This is a genomic window from Aromatoleum evansii (assembly GCF_045689615.1).
GTDB classification, from domain to species: Bacteria; Pseudomonadota; Gammaproteobacteria; order Burkholderiales; family Rhodocyclaceae; genus Aromatoleum; species Aromatoleum evansii.
The window spans coordinates 171438-190295 of record NZ_CP141259.1 but is presented as its reverse complement, the minus strand read 5'-3'; the positions used below and the strand labels follow the sequence as shown (position 1 = coordinate 190295).

13 protein-coding genes and 1 tRNA gene are annotated in these 18858 nt (G+C 66.7%); 6 read left to right on the top strand and 8 right to left on the bottom strand.

Annotated features, from left to right (window positions below):
• Positions 1-119: 119 nt before the first annotated feature.
• Together U5817_RS00815 and U5817_RS00810 are read left to right on the top strand one after the other, a co-directional pair.
• The gene (locus tag U5817_RS00815; protein ID WP_407279375.1) at positions 120-383 is read left to right on the top strand and encodes a hypothetical protein; all 264 of its coding nucleotides are present in this window, start codon (positions 120-122) and stop codon (positions 381-383) included.
• 1 nt (position 384) lies between these two features.
• Complete coding sequence (locus U5817_RS00810) at positions 385-864, top strand: type II toxin-antitoxin system HicB family antitoxin (RefSeq protein ID WP_407279374.1); 480 nt, start codon at positions 385-387, stop codon at positions 862-864.
• Positions 865-1214: 350 nt separating this feature from the next.
• Here U5817_RS00810 and U5817_RS00805 read toward each other — a convergent pair whose 3' ends face one another.
• A complete protein-coding gene (locus U5817_RS00805; protein ID WP_407279373.1) occupies positions 1215-6374 on the bottom strand; it encodes a RecQ family ATP-dependent DNA helicase in 5160 nt (1719 codons plus the stop codon).
• Positions 6375-6708: 334 nt separating this feature from the next.
• On the opposite strand from U5817_RS00805, the gene U5817_RS00800 reads away from it, so the two are divergent.
• Positions 6709-7662, top strand: coding sequence for a LysR family transcriptional regulator (locus U5817_RS00800; protein WP_407279372.1), 954 nt, complete (start codon positions 6709-6711; stop codon positions 7660-7662).
• 102 nt (positions 7663-7764) lie between these two features.
• Here U5817_RS00800 and U5817_RS00795 read toward each other — a convergent pair whose 3' ends face one another.
• From U5817_RS00795 to U5817_RS00785, 3 genes are all read right to left on the bottom strand, one after another.
• The gene (locus U5817_RS00795; protein WP_407279371.1) at positions 7765-8574 is read right to left on the bottom strand and encodes an ion transporter; all 810 of its coding nucleotides are present in this window, start codon (positions 8572-8574) and stop codon (positions 7765-7767) included.
• Positions 8575-8588: 14 nt separating this feature from the next.
• Positions 8589-9599 carry a TerC family protein gene (locus tag U5817_RS00790; protein WP_407279370.1) on the bottom strand — a complete coding sequence of 337 codons (1011 nt, stop codon included), beginning with the start codon at positions 9597-9599 and terminating at the stop codon, positions 8589-8591.
• A gap of 90 nt (positions 9600-9689) precedes the next feature.
• Positions 9690-9875, bottom strand: a complete 186-nt coding sequence (locus tag U5817_RS00785; RefSeq protein ID WP_407279369.1) for a hypothetical protein — start codon at positions 9873-9875, stop codon at positions 9690-9692.
• Positions 9876-10000: 125 nt separating this feature from the next.
• On the opposite strand from U5817_RS00785, the gene U5817_RS00780 reads away from it, so the two are divergent.
• Complete coding sequence (locus U5817_RS00780) at positions 10001-10903, top strand: LysR family transcriptional regulator (protein ID WP_407279368.1); 903 nt, start codon at positions 10001-10003, stop codon at positions 10901-10903.
• A 177-nt stretch (positions 10904-11080) separates the two neighbouring features.
• On the opposite strand, the gene U5817_RS00775 is transcribed toward U5817_RS00780, so the two are convergent.
• The 3 genes from U5817_RS00775 to U5817_RS00765 all read right to left on the bottom strand — a co-directional run bounded on the left by U5817_RS00775 (position 11081) and on the right by U5817_RS00765 (position 16815).
• Positions 11081-11157: transfer RNA gene (locus U5817_RS00775), tRNA-Arg, on the bottom strand.
• Between the two features lie 104 nt (positions 11158-11261).
• Positions 11262-15683: a response regulator gene (locus U5817_RS00770; RefSeq protein ID WP_407279367.1), complete on the bottom strand. Its 4422-nt coding sequence runs from the start codon at positions 15681-15683 to the stop codon at positions 11262-11264.
• Between the two features lie 34 nt (positions 15684-15717).
• Positions 15718-16815: a two-component system response regulator gene (locus U5817_RS00765; protein ID WP_407279366.1), complete on the bottom strand. Its 1098-nt coding sequence runs from the start codon at positions 16813-16815 to the stop codon at positions 15718-15720.
• A gap of 261 nt (positions 16816-17076) precedes the next feature.
• Between U5817_RS00765 and U5817_RS00760 the strand changes: the two genes are divergently transcribed.
• Both U5817_RS00760 and U5817_RS00755 read left to right on the top strand, forming a co-directional pair.
• Positions 17077-17568 carry an OmpA family protein gene (locus U5817_RS00760; protein WP_169125678.1) on the top strand — a complete coding sequence of 164 codons (492 nt, stop codon included), beginning with the start codon at positions 17077-17079 and terminating at the stop codon, positions 17566-17568.
• 189 nt (positions 17569-17757) lie between these two features.
• Positions 17758-18225: a c-type cytochrome gene (locus tag U5817_RS00755; protein WP_407279365.1), complete on the top strand. Its 468-nt coding sequence runs from the start codon at positions 17758-17760 to the stop codon at positions 18223-18225.
• A 58-nt stretch (positions 18226-18283) separates the two neighbouring features.
• Here the strand turns inward: U5817_RS00755 and U5817_RS00750 are convergent, their stop codons facing one another.
• A complete protein-coding gene (locus U5817_RS00750) occupies positions 18284-18847 on the bottom strand; it encodes a hypothetical protein (RefSeq protein WP_407279364.1) in 564 nt (187 codons plus the stop codon).
• Positions 18848-18858 lie beyond the last annotated feature (11 nt).

Below are 18858 nucleotides of genomic sequence, written 5' to 3'. Positions count from 1 at the left end.
GTGTGCTCGAATGCTATGCACCAACTATCGAAAGCGTCATGCGTGTCTTAGGCGACAGAGAACGACAATATTGTCACTATCCGTTAGTTGCAGAAGACTGAAGAAGTCTGCATAATCCGATGTCCAAACAGCAAAAATTACTACTGCGGTTCTTGGCAGAGCCCCCGGTTAAGGACTTTCGCTGGGACGATTTCGTCACGATGATGGATCGTCTCGGGTTCGATCTCGAGGAAACTTCTGGCGGCTCCTCGCACAAGTTCTTTGTGCTGAGGTCGGATGCCGACAAGGTCATTCACACGCACCGGCCCCACCCTGGCGGTATCCTCTGGGCAAAGCAGATCCGGGACGTTCGGGAACGACTGGCAGAATGGGGAGTTATCTAGAATGAGCAACGATCTCGAGTACAAAGGGTACGTCGGCTCGGTCGAATTCAATGCTGAAGACAAGCGCCTGTTCGGCAAGGTTCTGTTCATCGATAGCCTGCTGATGTACAACGGAGAATCTGTCCGCGAACTCGAAGCCGCCTTTCAGGAGACCGTCGACGCCTACCTGGAGCTTTGTGCGGCGAAGGGCCGCGAACCGAACAAGTCGTACAGCGGCTCCTTTAACATCCGGATCGGGCCGGATCTGCACAGGAAATGTGCAATCGAGGCGCATCGTCGGGGGCAGACCCTGAACGAGTTCATGACACGGGCTGCCGCTGCCGCCTGCGCGGACGAACACGCTGTGAGCCGTGTCGAGCATGTCCACAATCACCATCTTACGGTGACGCTGCAAGGCAGCGGAATCGCCGAAACTCGTCTCGTAACCCCGCAGCAACCTACTCACTGGGAACCGATGAATGCAAGCGCCAGCGCCCACTGAACCTCTGACGCTAAAGCAGCTCACTACGATCCTGATCAAACATCACGGGTTGCATGAGGGTTTGTATGACTTGTCGATCGAGTTCAGTTTCGCTGTCGGCGCCATCGGGCCAAAACCCGATGAGCTGCTGCCCGGGGCGATGATCGGTGTATCCAGAATTGGCATTTCGACGCCGTCATCCCCCGGCCCGAACACGGTCGATGCAGCGGAGGTCAATCCTCGCAAGGCGGCCACTAGATCAAGGGCCGCTAAGGTCAAGTAACCCACTACGGTCCCCCGAGGTTTACAAACCTTCCGCCCATTGCGGCACCGGAGCTTCGTTATCTGCCTGCATCCACACCGGAGCGCAGTCAGGGGACGTATTCGATCTCCGGCAGCACCAGCTCCCAGGATCGGCAGCGCACGTCCTGTTCGTCGTCTCTGGCATGACGCACGAGCATCACCGCAACCCGTACTGCACCGATCTCGCCCTGCGGCAGCCGGAACTTCGACGACATGCGCCCGACCGCCACACCTGCCGCATCGGTGAGCTCCCACCCCGCCTTTCCATCGCTCCGCGGCCGCAGCGCCAGCGGACTCCCCACATCGAGCGCTGCCAGCGCACGATGAATCGGCGCCGAGGGCGCGAACTTCCCCGGCCAGGAAAGGTAGACCTTCTCCGGATCCGCGCACCAGGTGCGATGCGCGACACCCGGCTCAGGCGGGCGTGCCTCCGGCCGCGAGCGCAGCACCAGCCCCTCCAGGTCGCGCACGAAGGGATGCTGCCCGCCGACCGCCTCGCATAAGGTCAACGACCGCCGCGCCCGCGTCATCGCGACGTAGAACAGCCGCCGCTCGTCATCGCCACGGCCCTGCCAGCCACCGCCGTCGAGGATCAGCACGTGGTCGAATTCCAGGCCCTTCGCGCGGTGCGCGGTCATCAGCACGAGCGGCGCGTTGGGGCGGGCGTCGGCGACGGGTTTGCCGATCGCGCCAAACTCGTACAGCGCTTCGACGAGGTCGTTGACGACGAGCTGGCGGCCCGGCGCGGTGGATTCGGCCTCGACGATGAACTGCGCGAGTGCAGCGCGCTGGGGGTGGTCGACGAGGCCGTCGGGCGACGTGTGGAAGCGACGACGGAACCAGCGCGACAGGACGCCGGCGCGGATCAGCACACGGCGACGCTGGGCACCACGGCGCAGGCCGCGCAGCAGCGTCGCAAGGGTGTCGCCTTCGCGCGTCTGGTGCAGGCTGACGCTTGCGCCGTCGCGCAGCAGCTGCACGGGGATGCCGCGCAGGCGGGCGAGCGCGGCCATGGGTTCGAGGTCTTCCCAGCGGCGGGCGATGACGACGAAGCGGCCCCATTGTCCGGCGGCGCCGTCCTGCGCGATCAGGGCGTGCAGGCGCTGCAGTTCGTCGAGCGCGACCTGCACTTCCTGCAGCGGGTTGCGCGGAACTTCGAGCACATGCACGCGCCCCTCGCCGAGCGGGTCGAGCGCCGCCTGCTCGCCGCCGTCGGGCTGGTCGCGCCGCGCGTGGTTCACGCGGATCGACTGCCCGGCCTTCATGCGCTCGCGGGCGCGTTCGATGACGCGGTTGCCAGCGTGGATGATGTGCTTCGTGGAACGGTAGTTCTCGACCAGCGCGTAGCGGCGCGCAGCGTAGTCGGTTTCGAACTGGCGGATGAAGCGCACGCTGGCGCCGTCGAAGGCGTAGATGTTCTGGTCGTCGTCGCCGACCACCATCAGCGAGACGCGATCTTCCTCGGCCTGCAGCGTACGGCCGGCGACCGCGCTGACGAGTTCGTAGTGGTCGCCGTTGATGTCCTGGTATTCGTCGACGAGCAGGAAGCGCAGGCCGGCGAGCAGGCGGTCGCGCACGATGGAGGGGCCGACGCTTGTTTCCGTCCCCTCGCTGGCATCCTGTTCGGCGGCGCGCAGGCAGCGGGTCGCCTGGCGGATGACTTCGCCGAAATCGAGCGCCTCGCCGCGCTCGATGGCGACTGCGTAGCTCGTGCCGGTAATGCGCATCGCGAGCCCGTGCAGCGTCTGAACGGTGACGCCGGCCGCGTCCGCGCCGACCAGCGCCCACAGGCGGCGGCGGATCTCGTTGGCGGCGGAGCGGTTGTAGGCGAGCACCATGATCGCCTCGGGCAGCACCATGCATTCGCGCAGCAGCCATGCGACGCGGTGCACGATGACCCGGGTCTTGCCCGCGCCGGGGCCGGCGAGCACGAGGTGATTGCCTTCGAGCGGCGCGGCGACGATGGCCTGCTGCTCCGGATTCTGGAGGTCGGTGAGGATGCGGCGGTGCGCGGCCTCGGTGGTCGCCATCTCCAGCACGTCCTTGCGCCCGGCGAAGTAGCGGCGCACGAATTCGGCGCGGTCGAGGCTGAAGTAGTCGACGATGAAGGCCATCGCCGCCTGGATCTTGCGGATCGCGAGCCGCGCGTACTCGGCCATCACATGCACCTGGACGATCTTGTCCTTGTAGTGCAGCGCGAGCTCGGCGTAGTCGGATTTCCTGAACTGGCGGCGGCGCGCCTCGGCGTTGAGCTCGATGCTCATCGCGGAGCGGAACACGGCCTTGCCGCGTGCCAGATGCAGGACTTCGTTGGCGTCGAGGTAGAGCAGCGCCGCGGACAGGGCCGTGTCCCATTTCTCGCTGCCGACGTCGGCGAGCGTGGTGTCGGCCTGCAACGCGGCTTCGAGCTCGCCCTGCTTGGCGGTGACGAGCAGCGTGTTGCCCTGGCGGCGGCGCTGGAATTCCTGCACCAGCGCGCGGGCGACGCGCATGCGCCGTTCGCGGATGGTCTCGATGTCCTGCCACGGGCGCAGCAGCTTGAGGTAGCGCCGGTCCGCCGCGAGCGGGCGCAGCGCGAAGAAGCCGCGGTGCGTGGCGCCCTCGCCGAAGGGCTCGGCGAAGGATTTCAGCAGGCGCGTGAGCCGGTCCGGCCCGAAGTCGACCTCCGCGTCGCGTCGCAGCGTGTCGCACAGGCGGCGCACGTCGAGGATCTGCCAGCTCTCGTCGTCCGCATCGGGCGCGGCCTCGCGCAGGTTCCTGAGCAGCGCATCCTCGATGCGCGTGAGCTCGACGAGGCGCTGCGCGGTGTCCGGATCGCGGTAGAAGGTCACGCCGATCTCGGTGTCGTTCGACAGCAGCTTCCAGCGGTCGAGTTCGCGCAGCATGTGCTGCAGCGTGCGCGAATCCTTGCCGGTTGCGAGCATCAGCTCGTCAGTCGAGAGCCCCTCGTCGTCGTCGGCGCGGATCAGGATGCCGAGGATGCGCACGTAGGGTTCGATGTCGGCGTCCGCCCCGAGTTTCTTGCGCAGGATCGCGCGCGCCTCGTCCTCGGTCGCGACTAGCAGGCTGCCCGGAAAGACGCGCGTGTGGTTCTCGTGGCGTTCGAGCAGGCGGGCCTCCTCCAGCCACGCGACAGCGATGCGCACCTTGGTGTCGGCGTCACTGGCGTCCGGGTCGATGCGGTGCGCATCGGGGATCTCGAGCAGGATCTCGCCGCTCGTGACGACGACCTCGCCTTCGCTGCGGTCGCGGCGCTCGATCGCGCGCAGCGCCTTGAGGATGGCGCCGATGTCGTGCTGTGTGAGGCGCGAGTTCCTCAACAGGCGGAACTGCACATCGAGGTCGGCATCGTCGTAGAGCAGGATGCAGCGCGCCGGCGACTGGTCGCGCCCGGCGCGGCCGGCCTCCTGCAGATAGTTTTCCAGCGAGCCGGGCGTGTCGAGGTGGATCACGAGGCGCACGTCGGGCTTGTCGACGCCCATGCCGAAGGCGTTGGTCGCAGCGATCACGCGCAGCGTGCCGGCGAGGAAGGCTTCCTGCACGTCGCGCTTGTCGGCCGGCAGCATGCCGCCGTGGAAGAAGCCGCAGTCGAGGCCGGCGCTCCTGAGGAACTCCGCGAGCTCCTCCACCGTCTTCTGCCGCGCGCAGAACACGATCGCGCCGCCTTCCTCGCGCAGCGCGTCCTGCAAGAGATGCAGGGTCTCGGCGTATTTCGTTGCGGCCGGCACCGCGCGCACCTCGTAGGCGAGGTTGTCGCGGCTCACGCCGCCTTCGAGGCGGTCGAGCGTGACGCCGAGGCGCTTCTCGAAGTGCTGGCAGATGTCGTCGACGACGTCCGGCTTCGCGGTCGCCGTAAAGCCGAACACCGGCGAGGGTTTGTCCTTCTGGCGCGCCTTGATGAAGCGCGACACGTAGAGGTAGTCGGGGCGGAAGTCGTGGCCCCACTTCGACAGGCAGTGCGCCTCGTCGAACACCCAGGCGCCGATCTCGCGGTGCATCAGCGCATTGGCGAAGGCGACGCTGCGGAACTGCTCGGGCGCGACGAAGATCAGCCCGAGGTCGCCCAGGCGCAGCTTGTCGAGCATCACGCGCCGCTCCATGGGGTTGAGCAGGCTGTTGAGGTAGCCCGCGCAGGTGATGCCGCGCGCCTCCAGGTTGTCGACCTGGTCCTTCATCAGCGACTGCAGCGGCGAGATCACCACCGTCAGGCTACCGTTGCGGTAGTAGCGCGCCAGCGCCGGCAGCTGGAAGCACAGCGACTTGCCGCCACCCGTGGGCAGGATCGCGAGCGTGGGCCGCCCCGCGAAGCCGTTCTCGACGATCGCCTGCTGCAGCGAACGGCCGTCGTCGGTGGTCGGCGTGCTGCGAAAGCGCGTGATGCCGGGGAAATAACGCGGCAGCAGGGCCTCGATATCGTGCTGCTCGCGGCACCATGCGCAGGCCGGGTCCGGGCAGGGCACGTCGCGCAGCATCGCGATCGCCTCGCGCGCCCGGGGAAAGCTCAGGCTCACCCATGGCGGCAGCACCGAGTTGCCGCCCGCCACCCGCAGCCACGCCAGCGCATACGCGAGCGGCTTGTGCCAGCCCGGATCGGGCAGGCAGTGCTCAACGACCCGGCGCTGCCCGGTGACGCATACCTTGCCGGCGGTCGCGCGCTGCCACGCGGCGGCAGCGTCCGCCAGCGAAGGCTTCAACGCACGGCGCAGCGTCGCGAAGAAGTTCGCCACCCCCTTGCCGTTTTCCGGCGAGAGCAGGAAATGCAGGCACAGCGCCTCGTCGGGATGCTCGGCGACGCGCTGCTGCAAGGCCTCGTTCTGGTCGACGAAGAGCTCGTAGGCGAGTTCGGCGTCGCGCACCGGATCGTTGCGCGTGGTGGTGCACAGCTTGTAGTCCTTCACCAGGCGGTGGTACGGGTTCTGCGGGAAGGCGACGGGCGACAGTTCCAGCGTGTCGATGAGCGGCAGGCGGTGCAACGCGAGTTGCGGGTGCAGCGCCGCGAGCGCGGGCTGATCGAAGGCGACGACGTTGTGGCCGAGCACGAAGGCCGCGCCGGCGGTGAGCGCATCGAGGCGGGGAACGAGTTCGGGATCCTGGCCGGAAATCTTCAGCCGCGCATCGAGATCCGGCCGGAACACGCCCAGCTCGCGCAGGGCCATGCGGTCCTGGCGAGCGGTTTCGATGTCGAGACACAGGCACCGCGCGCGGGGCGCGGCGGGCGGAGCGGCCATGCAGGGCGGTCGGGAGAAATGGAGTCGTCCCCGATTCTATCCGGATGCGGGCTCTTGCCCCCCTGCATATGACGACGCGGGCCAACGCCGCACGAGGCGGGTTGGCCCGGACCGATTCATCGCACGCCGGTGGGCGCAGCGTCCGGCAGGCAGCATTCCGGTAGGAAGGCCGGGCCGAGGCATCCTGGCGAGATGTCGCCGGAGGCCCGTCGCTCGTGGCGTCGGGGGATGCGTCGGCTGCGGATGGGTCCATTAGACCCGCCGGGCGACGATCTGGAAAATACAGAATCACGATCATTCCATCTGTTTTTCAGATCGCACTACAATCCACCACATGGAACTGCGCCAGCTGCGTTACGTCCTCGCGATCGCCCGCTGCGGCAGCCTGTCGAAGGCCGCCGAGCAGGTGTTCGTCGCGCAGTCGGCGCTGAGCCACCAGCTCGCCCAGCTCGAGGAAGAGCTGGGGACGCCGCTGTTCCATCGCTCGCGGCGCGGCGTGGAGCCGACCGAGGCGGGTCGCATCTTTCTCGCCCATGCGACGGCGATCCTGCGGCAGGTCGAGGATGCCCGCGTCGCAGTGCAGACGGCGCGCGGCGAGCCTACGGGCAAGGTGGTGTTCGGCATCCCGCACAGCATCTCTGCCGCGCTCGCGCTGCCGTTGCTGCAGGCAGTGCGCGAGCGCCTGCCGAAAGTCGAACTGGAGCTGACCGAGGAGCTCACCGGCAACCTCGTGCCCCAGCTGCGCAGCGGCCAGCTCCACCTCGCGGTGCTCTTCGACGACGGCCTGATCGGCGAATTCACGCAGCAGCCCTTGCTCGACGAGCGCCTGATGCTGATTTCTCCCGCCCTGGCGCCGGACCGTCCGCGCCGGACATCGGTCAATCTCGCCACCGCGCTGGCGCTGCCGCTGATCCTGCCCGCGTCACCGCACGGGGTAAGGCCCATCATCGAACAGGCCGCGCGGGAACATGGCCTGCCGCCTCCCAACGTTGTCGCCGACATCAGTTCGATCAGCATCCTGCGCACCAGCCTGCTCGCCGGTCTCGGCCACACGCTGCTGCCCCCGATGCCGCTGCGCCACGAGCTGGACACCGGGCTGCTGAAAGGCTGCGAGGTGACCCGCCCGACGCTCAGCCGGCGTGTCGTGCTGTGCGCATCGCGCCACCTCCCCTTGTCCGTGGCAGCCGACGCGGTGGCTGCGCTCGTTGCCCCCTTGTGCCGGGAACTCGCGCATTCGGGACGATGGCAGGGCGCGACGCCGGTAGTCAGCCCGGATCAGGTGTCTTGACCGCCATGAACGGCAGCATTCAAGCATCCGGTCACTGAAGTGACGCTCGGCAGCGGAAGGAGGTCATGTCGATCGTCTGTCAGCCTCCGGTTCGATTCCTGACTAGTGTTCTAGAGGGCGAGTCGCCCGAAGTTCACGGCGCAAGGCAGCGATCTCGACTCGCAGCTGCGCGAGCTCGTCGCCGGCGGCGGAGGCGGACTCGCCCGAATGCTCGTTCTGGATCGCATTGACGATGACTGCGATGAACAGGTTGAGCAGCGTAAAGGTCGAGGAGAGGATGAAGACGAGGAAGAAGATCCACGCCAGTGGAAACACCTCCATCACCGGTCGGACGATGCCCATTGCCCAGCTTTCCAAGGTCATGACCTGGAAGAGCGTGAAGGCACTGCTGCCGAGCGAGCCGAACCATTCCGGGAACGCTGCCCCGAACAACTTGGTAGCGATCACTGCGGCGACATAGAAGATGATGCCGATGATGGCGCTGACCGAACCCAGTCCCGGCAAGGCCGACAGCAGGCCGCCGACGACGCGTTTCATGCTCGGCACCAGCGTAAGCAGGCGCAGTACGCGCAGCACGCGCAGGGCACGCAGGACGGCGAACGGTCCCGAGGCCGGAATCAGCGCGATGGCGACGACGGCGAAATCGAACACGCTCCATGGGTCGCGGAAGAACGCAAGGCGATGCACGGCCACGCGGAGCGCGATTTCGACCACGAAAACGACCAGGATGGCGCGATCGGCGGCATGCAGCCAGGTTCCCCAATCGGTCATCAGCTGCGGGCTCGTTTCCAAGCCGAGAACGGCAGCATTGACGAGGATCAGCCCGATCAGGCTGCGCTGGACCGTGGCGCTCTCGAGCCAGGCCCCGGCGCGCTGGCGCCAGGGCAAAGGGGCCTTGAGGACGAGTTCCATGATTGTTTCCCCGATCAGTTGCTTGAGTCGTTCAGCACGGGCTTGGTACTGGCCGGCTCGCACCTGTTCCGGCGCAGCGAGAGCACGATCGAAATCGCGATGATCGTGGCCACGACGCCGAGCGAGACGGCTACGGGGATCTTGATAAGGTCGATCAACAGCATCTTGACACCGATGAACATCAGCACGATGGCCAGGCCGTACTTGAGCAGCGAGAAGCGGTCGGCCATGTCGGCGAGCAGGAAGTACATCGCGCGCAGCCCGAGGATGGCAAAGACGTTGGACGTGAGCACGATGAACGGATCGGTGGTGATGGCGAAGATCGCGGGAATCGAATCGACGGCAAAGATCAGGTCCGACAGCTCCACGAGAATGAGGACCAGGAACAAGGGGGTCGCGTAACGGACGGCACGGGTCACGCCGTCAATGGTTTCCTCGCGCATCACGAAGAAACGCTCGCCGTCGAGTCTTTCCGTGATCTTGAGGTGCCCCTTGAGCCAGTTGATCACCGGATTCTTTGCCAGGTCCGGCTTCTCGTCGGCGAACCACCACATCTTGATGCCGGTCACCAGCAGGAAGGCGCCGAAGACGTAGAGCAGCCAGTGGAACTGGGCGATCAGCCAGACGCCGGCAAAGACCATGACGGTGCGCATGACGATGGCGCCGAGGATACCGAAGAGCAGGACGCGCTTCTGGAGTTCGAGTGGCACCGCGAAGAAGCCGAACAGCATCAGCCAGACGAAGACGTTGTCGATCGCCAAGGATTTCTCGATCAGGTAGCCGGTAATGAACTCGAGCGACTTGGCGTTGGCGACCTCACGCCCGGCGGCGCCGTCGAGGTAGAACCACAACGCACCGGCAAAGGCCAGCGAGACGCCGACCCATATGCCCGACCAGGTCGCGGCTTCCTTGAAAGACACGCGATGCTGTTTGCCGCCGCCGACTACAAACAGGTCGATTGCCAGCATGACCAGGACGATGGCGAAAAACGCCGTCCAGAGCCAGGGGGTGCCGATGCTTTCCATAATGGTTGCTCTTTCGCGTCAGTGTTCGTTGAATCGATATCAGTCAAAGGCGGAGGCCGGGGCCAACTGCCAGCGCCGCAGCTCTTCTCCTCAAGCGGCCAAACGGGACGGTTCCGGCGCACATGCGCCGGCCGTGCGGTCATCGGCTGTTCCGCCCAGCCTCTCGTGGGCATAGGCACACGCCAGAACGAGGGGAAGGCTATGTTCTTCTGCGACTTTTTCCACCACGACGGCGGGTATTTCGCAAAAAGCGAAGCAGTCATCGAGGGTGATCATTTTTTGTCTCCAGATTTGGTGTCGGCGGGAAATCCGTGCCCGACGAAGCGAACTCTAGGCGGACATACGTATCGAATAAATGGATTAATATAGTTAAAACACTTCCAAAAAATGGAAATATCACTGTGCACCCCGCCGACCTTAACTTTCGTCATCTGATGTATTTCTGGATGGTTGCCAAAGAAGGCAGCATTACGCGGGCAGCCCAGCGTTTGGGCTTGTCGGTGCAAACGATCAGTACGCAGTTGGGGCAACTGGAGCGGCAGCTCGGCTATGCACTGCTGGCCCCGCAAGGCCGCTCGCTCACCCTCACCGACGCTGGCCGGACCACCCTGGGGTACGCCGAGCAGATTTTTCACCTAGGTGCCGAGCTGCGCCGCGGCCTTGCCGAAACCCGAACGGCGAGGCCGCATCTGACGGTCGGCGTGACAGACGGGGTTCCGAAACTGCTCGCCTTCCGGCTACTGGCCGATGTCGTGCGAGCGCCGCTGTCCGTGCGGCTGGAATGTCGCGAAGGCGATTTCGACAACTTGCTGGGCGAGCTGGCCGTGAATCGCCTCGATCTGGTGATCGCGGACCGATCGGCGTCACAGCTCGCCAATCTCAAGCTGCATTCACATCTGTTGGCGACGCAAGGAATCGATCTTTATGGGACCGAAGACTTCCATCGGGTCTATGCCGCAGGTTTTCCAGGAAGCATCAATGGCGCGCCCATCCTCCTGCCAATACGCGGCGATCCCTTGCGCCCTGCGATCGATGCCTGGTTCGAAGCCCGGGATTTGCGGCCGGAGGTCGTGGGCGAATTCAGCGACAGCGCCTTGTTGAAAACTTTTGGTCGGGCGGGCGTCGGGTTGTTTCCGGCACCCGCCGGCATGAGCGAAGAGATTGCGGCGCAATATCGCGCCCGACCGATCGGAAAGCTGCAGGGCGTGAGCGAGACCTGGTACGCGATTTCAACCCAACGAAGAATTCAGCACCCGGCGATCAGCGCCATTGTGGCGGCCGGACAGAGCAGCTTGCCGACATGATCGGGCCGGCGTGCGGCCCGGTAGGGGCAACGATGAAGCGATCGTCCTTGTCGGCGCCGGCAGGGGGCGCTGCTGGCCGGCTCGTTCCTGCACAACGTGGGCAAGATCGGGATCCCGGATGCGATCCCACGAAAAGAAAAAAGGGCCATCCGGAGATGGCCTAACTCTTTCAAATATTGGCGCGCCCGAGACGATTCGAACGTCCGACCCCTGCCTTCGGAGGGCAGTACTCTATCCAGCTGAGCTACGGGCGCCTTGTGCCACTGGCGTGGCGACGGAACGCGGCATTATACCTGATCTGCGGCGCATGACGACTCCGGCCTTCGGAGAGCGGCGTTCGGCGGCGCGCAAAGTCACCTCAAGCGCCCTTGGTGCTCAGGACCGCGAGGCATTCCAGCGCCTTGTCGTAGTCGTAGGCGGCAACGCTGGCAGCGACCTGTTTGAGGGCGGGCGCGAGCGGGGTGCCAGCGGCGCGGCGGGTGAGGGCGTCGGCCTCTTCGGCGGCTTCGGGGTCGCTGTCTTCCAGCAGGGCCCTGAGGTGCTCGAGCTCCTGCTGCAGGTTCGCGGCGTCGATGGCCACGGCTTGCGCCGCGGTCTGTGCACTTTCGGGGGGCTCGATCCGCCGCAGCCCCTCGATGACAGGTTCGAGTTCGGCCAGCGTCCAATCCAACAGCGGCGTGAGCTGGGCGACGGGCAGTCCGTCGCGGCAGGCTAGTTCGAGGGCTTCGGCCGCGCTCTGGACGCCGCGCGCGCCGATATTGGCGGCGTTGCCCTTGAGGGTGTGGGCAGCGCGCATGGCGGCACTCGGATCCGGGTCGGCCTGGGCGGCGGCGAACTGTTCGGCGAAGCGGCTTTGGGTGTCACGGAAGCGCGCGAGCATGCGCAGGTAGAGCTCGCGGTTGTCCATCGTCGTCGCCAGGCCGGCGGCGACGTCGATGCCGGGGAGCGAGGGCAGCGCGGCCGCGCCCTTCTCCGGCGCAGCCGGCAAGGCCGCCGCGCTTGCGGGCGCGCCGGCTGCAGGGCGGATCCATTTCGCGAGGGTGACGAACATGCCGGAAACGTCGAGCGGCTTGGCGATGTGGTCGTCCATGCCGGCGGCAATGGCCTTGTCGCGGTCGCCAGCCATGGTGTTGGCGGTCATGGCGAGCACGGGGAGCTTGGCCCACGCCGGGTTGCGGCGGATTTCGCGCGTGGCGGTATAGCCGTCCATGACAGGCATCTGGCAGTCCATGAGGATGCCGTCGAAGCGGGCGTCGCGCGCGAGGGTGTCGAGCGCTTCCTGGCCGTTGCCGGCGACCACGACTTCAATGCCTGCCTGGCGCAGGAGGTCGGTGGCGAGCTCCTGGTTCATTTCGTTGTCTTCGACGAGCAGCACGCGGGCGCCGGCGAGGGTCGCCATGGCGGCGCTGGAGCCGTCGATGCTTTCGTGCGCGCGAGTATCGACGAGGCCGCGCTTGTCGAGCGCCTCGCCGATCGCTTCGAGCAGGCGCGATGCGGTGACGGGCTTGGTGAGGACGGACTTGATGGCGACGCCGCGCAGTTCGGCCGAGCCGAGCGCTTCTTCGCGGCCGTAGGCGGTGACCATGATGACGGCCGGCTGCCGCGCGGGATGCCCCGCCTGCAGGCGGCGCACGGCCTCGACGCCGTCGATGACGGGCATCTTCCAGTCCATCAGCACGAGGTCGTAGGGGGCGCTGCGGGCGTCGGCGGCGACGATCATGTCGAGCGCCTGGCTGCCGTCCCAGGCGACATCGACCGCCAGGCCGAAGTGGCGCAGCATGGCGGAGAAGATTTCGCGTGCGGAGGCGTTGTCATCGACGACGAGGACGCGCACGTCCTGCAACTCGTCGGCGCGCAGCATGCGCCGGACGGCCGGCTCGGCCTGCAAGCCGAAACGGGCGGTGAAGTGGAAGGTGGAGCCGCGGCCGACGGCGCTTTCGACCCAGATGCGCCCCTTCATCATCTCGACGAGCCGCTTCGAGATCGCGAGGCCGAGGCCGGTGCCGCCGTACTTGCGCGTGGTGGAGGCGTCGGCCTGGGTGAAGCTGCGGAACAGCGATTCGCATTGCTCGGGGCTCATGCCGATGCCGGTGTCGCGCACCGAGAACTGCAGCTCGACCTGCTCGGCGGTCTGCGAGACGGTTTCGATGCCGACGACGATCTCGCCCGTTTCGGTGAACTTGACCGCATTATTGCCGAGGTTGACCAGGACCTGGCCGAGGCGCAGCGGGTCGCCGACAAGGGCAGTGGGGACGTCCGGGGCGGCGTTGAACAGCAGTTCCAGCCCCTTGTCCTCGGTCTTGAGGCCGACGAGGTTGGCGAGGTGGTCCATGACGTCTTCGAGACGGAATTCGACCGTTTCCATCGACATCTTGCCGGCTTCGATCTTGGAGAAGTCGAGGATGTCGTTGATGATGCCGAGGAGGTTCTCGCCGGCGCGATGCACCTTCTCGATGTAGTTGCGCTGCTTGCGGTCGAGCGGACCCTGCAGCGCGAGGTGCGACATGCCGATGATGGCGTTCATCGGGGTGCGGATCTCGTGGCTCATGTTGGCGAGGAAGTCGCTCTTGGCGCGCGTGGCTTCCTCGGCGAGCTCCTTGGCGCGCAGGATCTCGGCCTCGGCGCGCTTGCGGTCGGTGATGTCGAGCAGCCAGCCCATGACGCCTTTCTCGCCCTCGTGGGCGAAGGGCATGAAGGTGACGAGGAAGTCGCGCAGTTCCCCGCCCGCAGCCACCAGGCGCATCTCGCGGTCGCGGATGTAGCCCTCGCGGCGTAGGTCCTCGACCATGCGCAGGCGGTCTTCGGGCGAGGCGTAGATGTGCAGCGCGGGGTCGCCCGGGCGGCTGTCGAACATGCGCGTGAATTCGGGGTTGGTGTAGCGGAACACGCCGTCGGTGGTGAAGGCGGTGCCGACCGGACTGTGATCGAGGATGTATTGCAACGAGGTGCGCTGGTCGGCGAGGGCCTTCTCCGCAGCCTTGCGTTCGGTGATGTCGCGGAACACGACGACGGAGCCGACGAGGGCACCGTCCTTGTGGATGGGGGTGGTCGAGTATTCGACCGGCAGCGCGGTACCGTCCTTGCGCCACAGGACTTCGCTGTCGACGATGCGCGCCTCGCCGTCCATGCCGGTGAGATACATCGAGCACTCGTCGCGCGGGAACGCGCGGCCGTCCGGGTAGCTGTGGTGGATGAGGGCATGCACGGCCTGGCCGACGAATTCCTCTTCGCTGTATCCGAGCATCGCCGGCGCGGCGGGGTTGGCGAAGGTCATCACGCCGTCCTGGTCCAGGCCGATGATGCCGTCCTTGACGGAGCCGAGGATCAGGCGGCTGCGCTCTTCCAGGATCGCCAGGTGGGCGGAGGTTTCGCGCAGCGACTCCTGCTGGGCCTCGAGTTCGACGGTCTGCTCCTCGAGCTGGCGCGCCTGCTGTTCCATGTTCTCGGCCTGGCGCTGCGTTTCCTCGAGCAGCGTCTGCGTGGCCGCGTTGCGCTCGAGGATTTCGAGGCTCATTGCGAGGATGGGCATCAGGCCGTCGAGCAGGGCTTGCTGATGGGGGCCGAATCCCTCGAAGGTGGCGAGTTCCACCACCGCGAGCAGGCGTTCGTTGCGTGCCACGGGGAAGACGCCGATCGCGCGCGGGGCGGCCTCGCCCAGCCCCGATCCGATGTGGATGTAGTCCGCTGGCGGGTTGGTGAAGATGATCGACGCGCGCTCGAGCGCACATTGTCCGACCAGGCCTTCGCCGGGGGCGAACTGGGGGACGGGTTGCGCGGGCCCGCGCAGAGCGTAGCCCGCGAGCAGGACGAGGCGGCGTGCGGGTTCGTCGTGATAGTAGAAGGCGGCGTGACCGAGATGGAGGACCGGTGCGAGGTTGGAGAGGAACTTCTGTGCCAGCTCAGCGAGGCCGGACGACATCTGCAGGTCGCCGGAGATGGCCGCGAGGTGGGTCTTGAGCCAGCGCTGCGTCTCGACCTTGCGCGCCTCGACACGCAGCACCTCGATGGCGCGCGCAAGGTCTCCGATTTCGTTGGGATACTCGGTGTGCGGGACGGACTGTTCGAAATGGCCGGCCGAGATCTGCTCGACGACGCTGCGCAGGCGTTCGGTCGGCCGCCGGATGGACTGCGCGACGAGGGTACCCAGCAGCAGCGCGACCAAGCCTCCGCCGACGATCATGGCGTAGGTGGTGCGCTCGATCTGGACCATGCGCCGGTCGGCGGCGATGGCGGCGTCGCGCGCTTCTTCCTCCATCACGCGCGCGATGTCGACCAGCGTGTCGCCGGCAGCCTTGCCGGCGTGCTGAAAGCCGGGCGAGGCGACCGCGGCGAGCGCCTCCATGAGCTCGGCCTTCTTCTGCAGCTCGACGACCCGCGCGACGCCGATCTTGTATTGCGCAAAGCGGTCCTCGAAGCGCGCGAGCCGCTCGCGGTTGTCCTCGCGGTGGAACAAGGCCACCGCCGCCTCCAGTTCGCTGCGCATGCGGCTCTCGGACTCGGCAAGCTGGCGCAGGGCCAGATCGCGTTCACCCGGCTCCTGCGGCAGGATGGCCTGGCGCAGCGCATGACCCATCTGCGCGAACTGGATGCGCGCCTCCTTGACGTGCGAGACGCCCATCAGCTCCCGTTCATAAAGCGCCTGCAGGTCGTTGTTGAGCAGGTTCTGGTTGTGCAGGGAATTCAGGCTGATGCCGCCGACAACCAGCAGCAGGCCGACGAAGCCCAGCATCAGTTTCACCGCCAGGGTGCGGCGCTCCAGCGCGGACATCGAAAGGCTCATTGTTGCGGCTCCTGGTTGTCGCACCGATTGCGGCCTAGTCGGCAAAGCGCGCGGCGATGGCGCGGAATTCATCCTGCAGCACGACGAAGGCGTCGACGATGTCGGGGTCGAAGTGCGAGCCGCGGCCCTTGCGGATGATCGCGGCGGCCTGTTCGTGCGACATGCGGTCCTTATACACGCGCTTGCTGATCAGCGCGTCGTACACGTCGGCCAGGGCCATGAGGCGCGCGGAGATCGGGATCGCGTCGCCGGCGATGCCCTCGGGGTAGCCCGATCCGTCCCACTTTTCCTGATGGTAATAGGCGATCTCCTTGGCGAGGCGCAGGAAGCCCACGTCCATGCCGAGTTTGCGCTCGGCGTGGATGATCGCGTCGCGGCCCAGCGTCGTATGCGCCTTCATCGTCTCGAACTCGGCGTCGTCGAAGCGCCCGGGCTTGAGCAGGATGCGGTCGGGAATGCCGACCTTGCCGATGTCGTGGAGCGGAGCCGACTTGAACAGCATGTCTATGGTGGCGTCGGTCAGGAAATCGCGGAACCGTGGGTGCGGCTGCAGGTGCTCGGCCAGCGCGCGGACGTAGAACTGCGTGCGGCGGATGTGGTTGCCGGTGTCGTTGTCGCGCGTCTCGGCGAGCGAGGCCATCGCGAGGATGGCGACGTCCTGGATCGCGGCGAGCTCGCGCGTGCGCCGGGCGACCTCGGCTTCGAGGTAGGCGTTCTTGTCGCGCAGGAAATCCGCCGCCGCCTTGATGTGCAGGTGGGTGGCGACGCGCGCCAGCACCACCGGCGGATTGACCGGCTTGGTGATGAAGTCGGCCGCGCCCATCGCGAGGCCCTTCGTCTCGTCCTCGGTCGCGGTCATCGCGGTGAGGAAGATGATGGGGATGTCGCGCGTGGCGGCGTCGGCCTTGAGCGCCGCACACACGTCGTAGCCGGAGAGGCCGGGCATCATGATGTCGAGCAGGATCAGATCGGGCGCCGGCTCGCCGCGGGCGATGCGCAGCGCCTTGTCGCCGTTGTTGGCGACCTTGACCTTGTAGCGGTCCTTGAGCAGGCCGGACATCAGCGACAGGTTGTCCGGGGTGTCGTCGACCACCAGGACCGTGGGCTTCTCGATGAGGGTCGGTATGTCCATGTCTCTCCTTGCCGCTGCACGCGGGCCGGGGGCACGCACCCCGCTCCCTTCCCCGTGCAGCCACTTGAACCGTGCATATTCAAACGCCACGGCGCGCGCCAGGCAACTGGTCTGCCGCCCCGATTACCGCTCCATGCGGAAAATTCCGCGCCGTGGCAGCGATCATCCGCGAAATGATTCGATACGATTCGGCAATCGTTTCGGCTAAACTGCCCGCCGACCCTGCGTACGCGGGATAACCCTGTGCTTGGAGCGTAGAACATGTTCGATCAGGAAGACGGAGAACTCAACGTCGTCATCGGTGTGCTCTTCGGTGTCATCGCGCTGGTGATCGCGCTGGTGGTCGGCCTCGGGACGTGGAAGCTGCGCGCGGCCGAGGCGCCGGCACCGGCCGCGGCTGCAGCTGTGGCGGACCAGTTCGCCGACGTGGCCGAGGTAGGGGAAGCCCTGGTTAAGTTCTATTTCGCCGTTGGCGAGGCAGCGCTGCCGGCGGATGCGTCGCCCGACATCGCGACGATCGTGGTCGCGCTGGATGCGGCACCCGAGAAGAAGGTGCTGCTGTCGGGCTTCCATGACGAGACCGGCGGCGCCGCGGTGAATGCCGAGGTGTCGAAGAACCGTGCGCTGGCCGTGCGCGACGCGCTGGTCGAGGCGGGCGTGCCGGCCGAACGCGTGCTGCTGCGCCGTCCGGCGGTGACGCTGGGGGGTGGCGACGCCGCCGAGGCGCGCCGCGTCGAGGCGCGCGTGCAGTAATCGACGCGCTTCACGCCACACGCGAATCAGCCGGGGATCCCCGGCTTTTTTGTTTGCGCGCGGCGACACGCGGGGCAGGATTGCCCGCCCCGGGCAGGCCGGGCCACCGGCACACCGCCGCCATCCGGCCCGCAGCCGGCGTGGCGGCTATACTTCCGGTTTTCCCAAAAACACCTACAAGGAGCCCGCATGCCCGCCCTGCGCAACCGGCCCATCGCTTCCCCCGACAGTCTCCCGCGCCGCGCCGCGCTGCCCGCCCTCGCCCTGCTCGCGGCGCTGCTGGGAGCCTGCAGCCAGCCGCAGCAAGGCGACCCGGAAGCCCGCGCGAGCCGCATCGAGCCGGTCGCGAAAATCTCGCTGAAAGTGCAGAAGGTGGCGCCGGGCAGCCGTACCGGCGAACAGGTCTACCAGGGCACCTGCGCCGGCTGCCACGCCGCGGGGGCACTCGGTGCGCCGAAGACCGGCGACGCCGCCGCCTGGGCGCCGCGCATCGCGCAGGGTTTCGACACGCTGACGAAGAACGCGATCAGCGGCATCCGCCAGATGCCGCCGCGCGGTGGCGGCGCCGACCTCACCGATACCGAGGTGCAGCGTGCGGTGGCCTACCTCGCCAACAGCGGCGGCGCGAAGTTCGCCGAACCGCCGGTCGCCAAGTAAGCCCGCACGGGCTCGCGCGAGGACGGGGACGCCGCGCATGGCGTCCCCGCGGCAGCACTCAGGGCACGAGGCAGACCTTGCCGGTGAACTTCATGTCGACGGCGCCGGCGCAATTGACCGTGCCGTCGATGTACAGCCGCCCGCCGCCCGTGGGCGAGAAGATGCCGCGGCCGCTCTGCGGATCGGAAACCTCGGTGAAGGAACCGTATTCCAGGCCGGGAATGCCGCAGCTGCGGAAATCCGGAACGCTGGAGAAGCGGCTGATCGACACCACCTGCGAGTGAATCTTGTCGCCGCCGTACTGGGCCGGCGCAATGTCGTCGCACACCAGCGTGTGCGTGAAGCCGCCGAAGCTGCCATCCGGATTGAAGAAGGCCTTGCCCTGGAGGCCGCATTTCAGGTTCTGCTGGCCGTCGATCCTGCCCGACAGCACGCCCAGCGTGTCGCCCGGACCCAGCGCGTTGGTGAGGATCTTCCCGGAGATCGGCACCAGTCGGCCGGGCGCCTCGCAGGGCGCTTCCTCGGCGCTGGCCGTGCCGGACGCCATGGCCAGTGCCGCAACGGCGGCCACCGCCACGCCACGGATGAGGGAATTCACCAACGTCGGATTGTCGTTATTCATCAGTTCAGTTC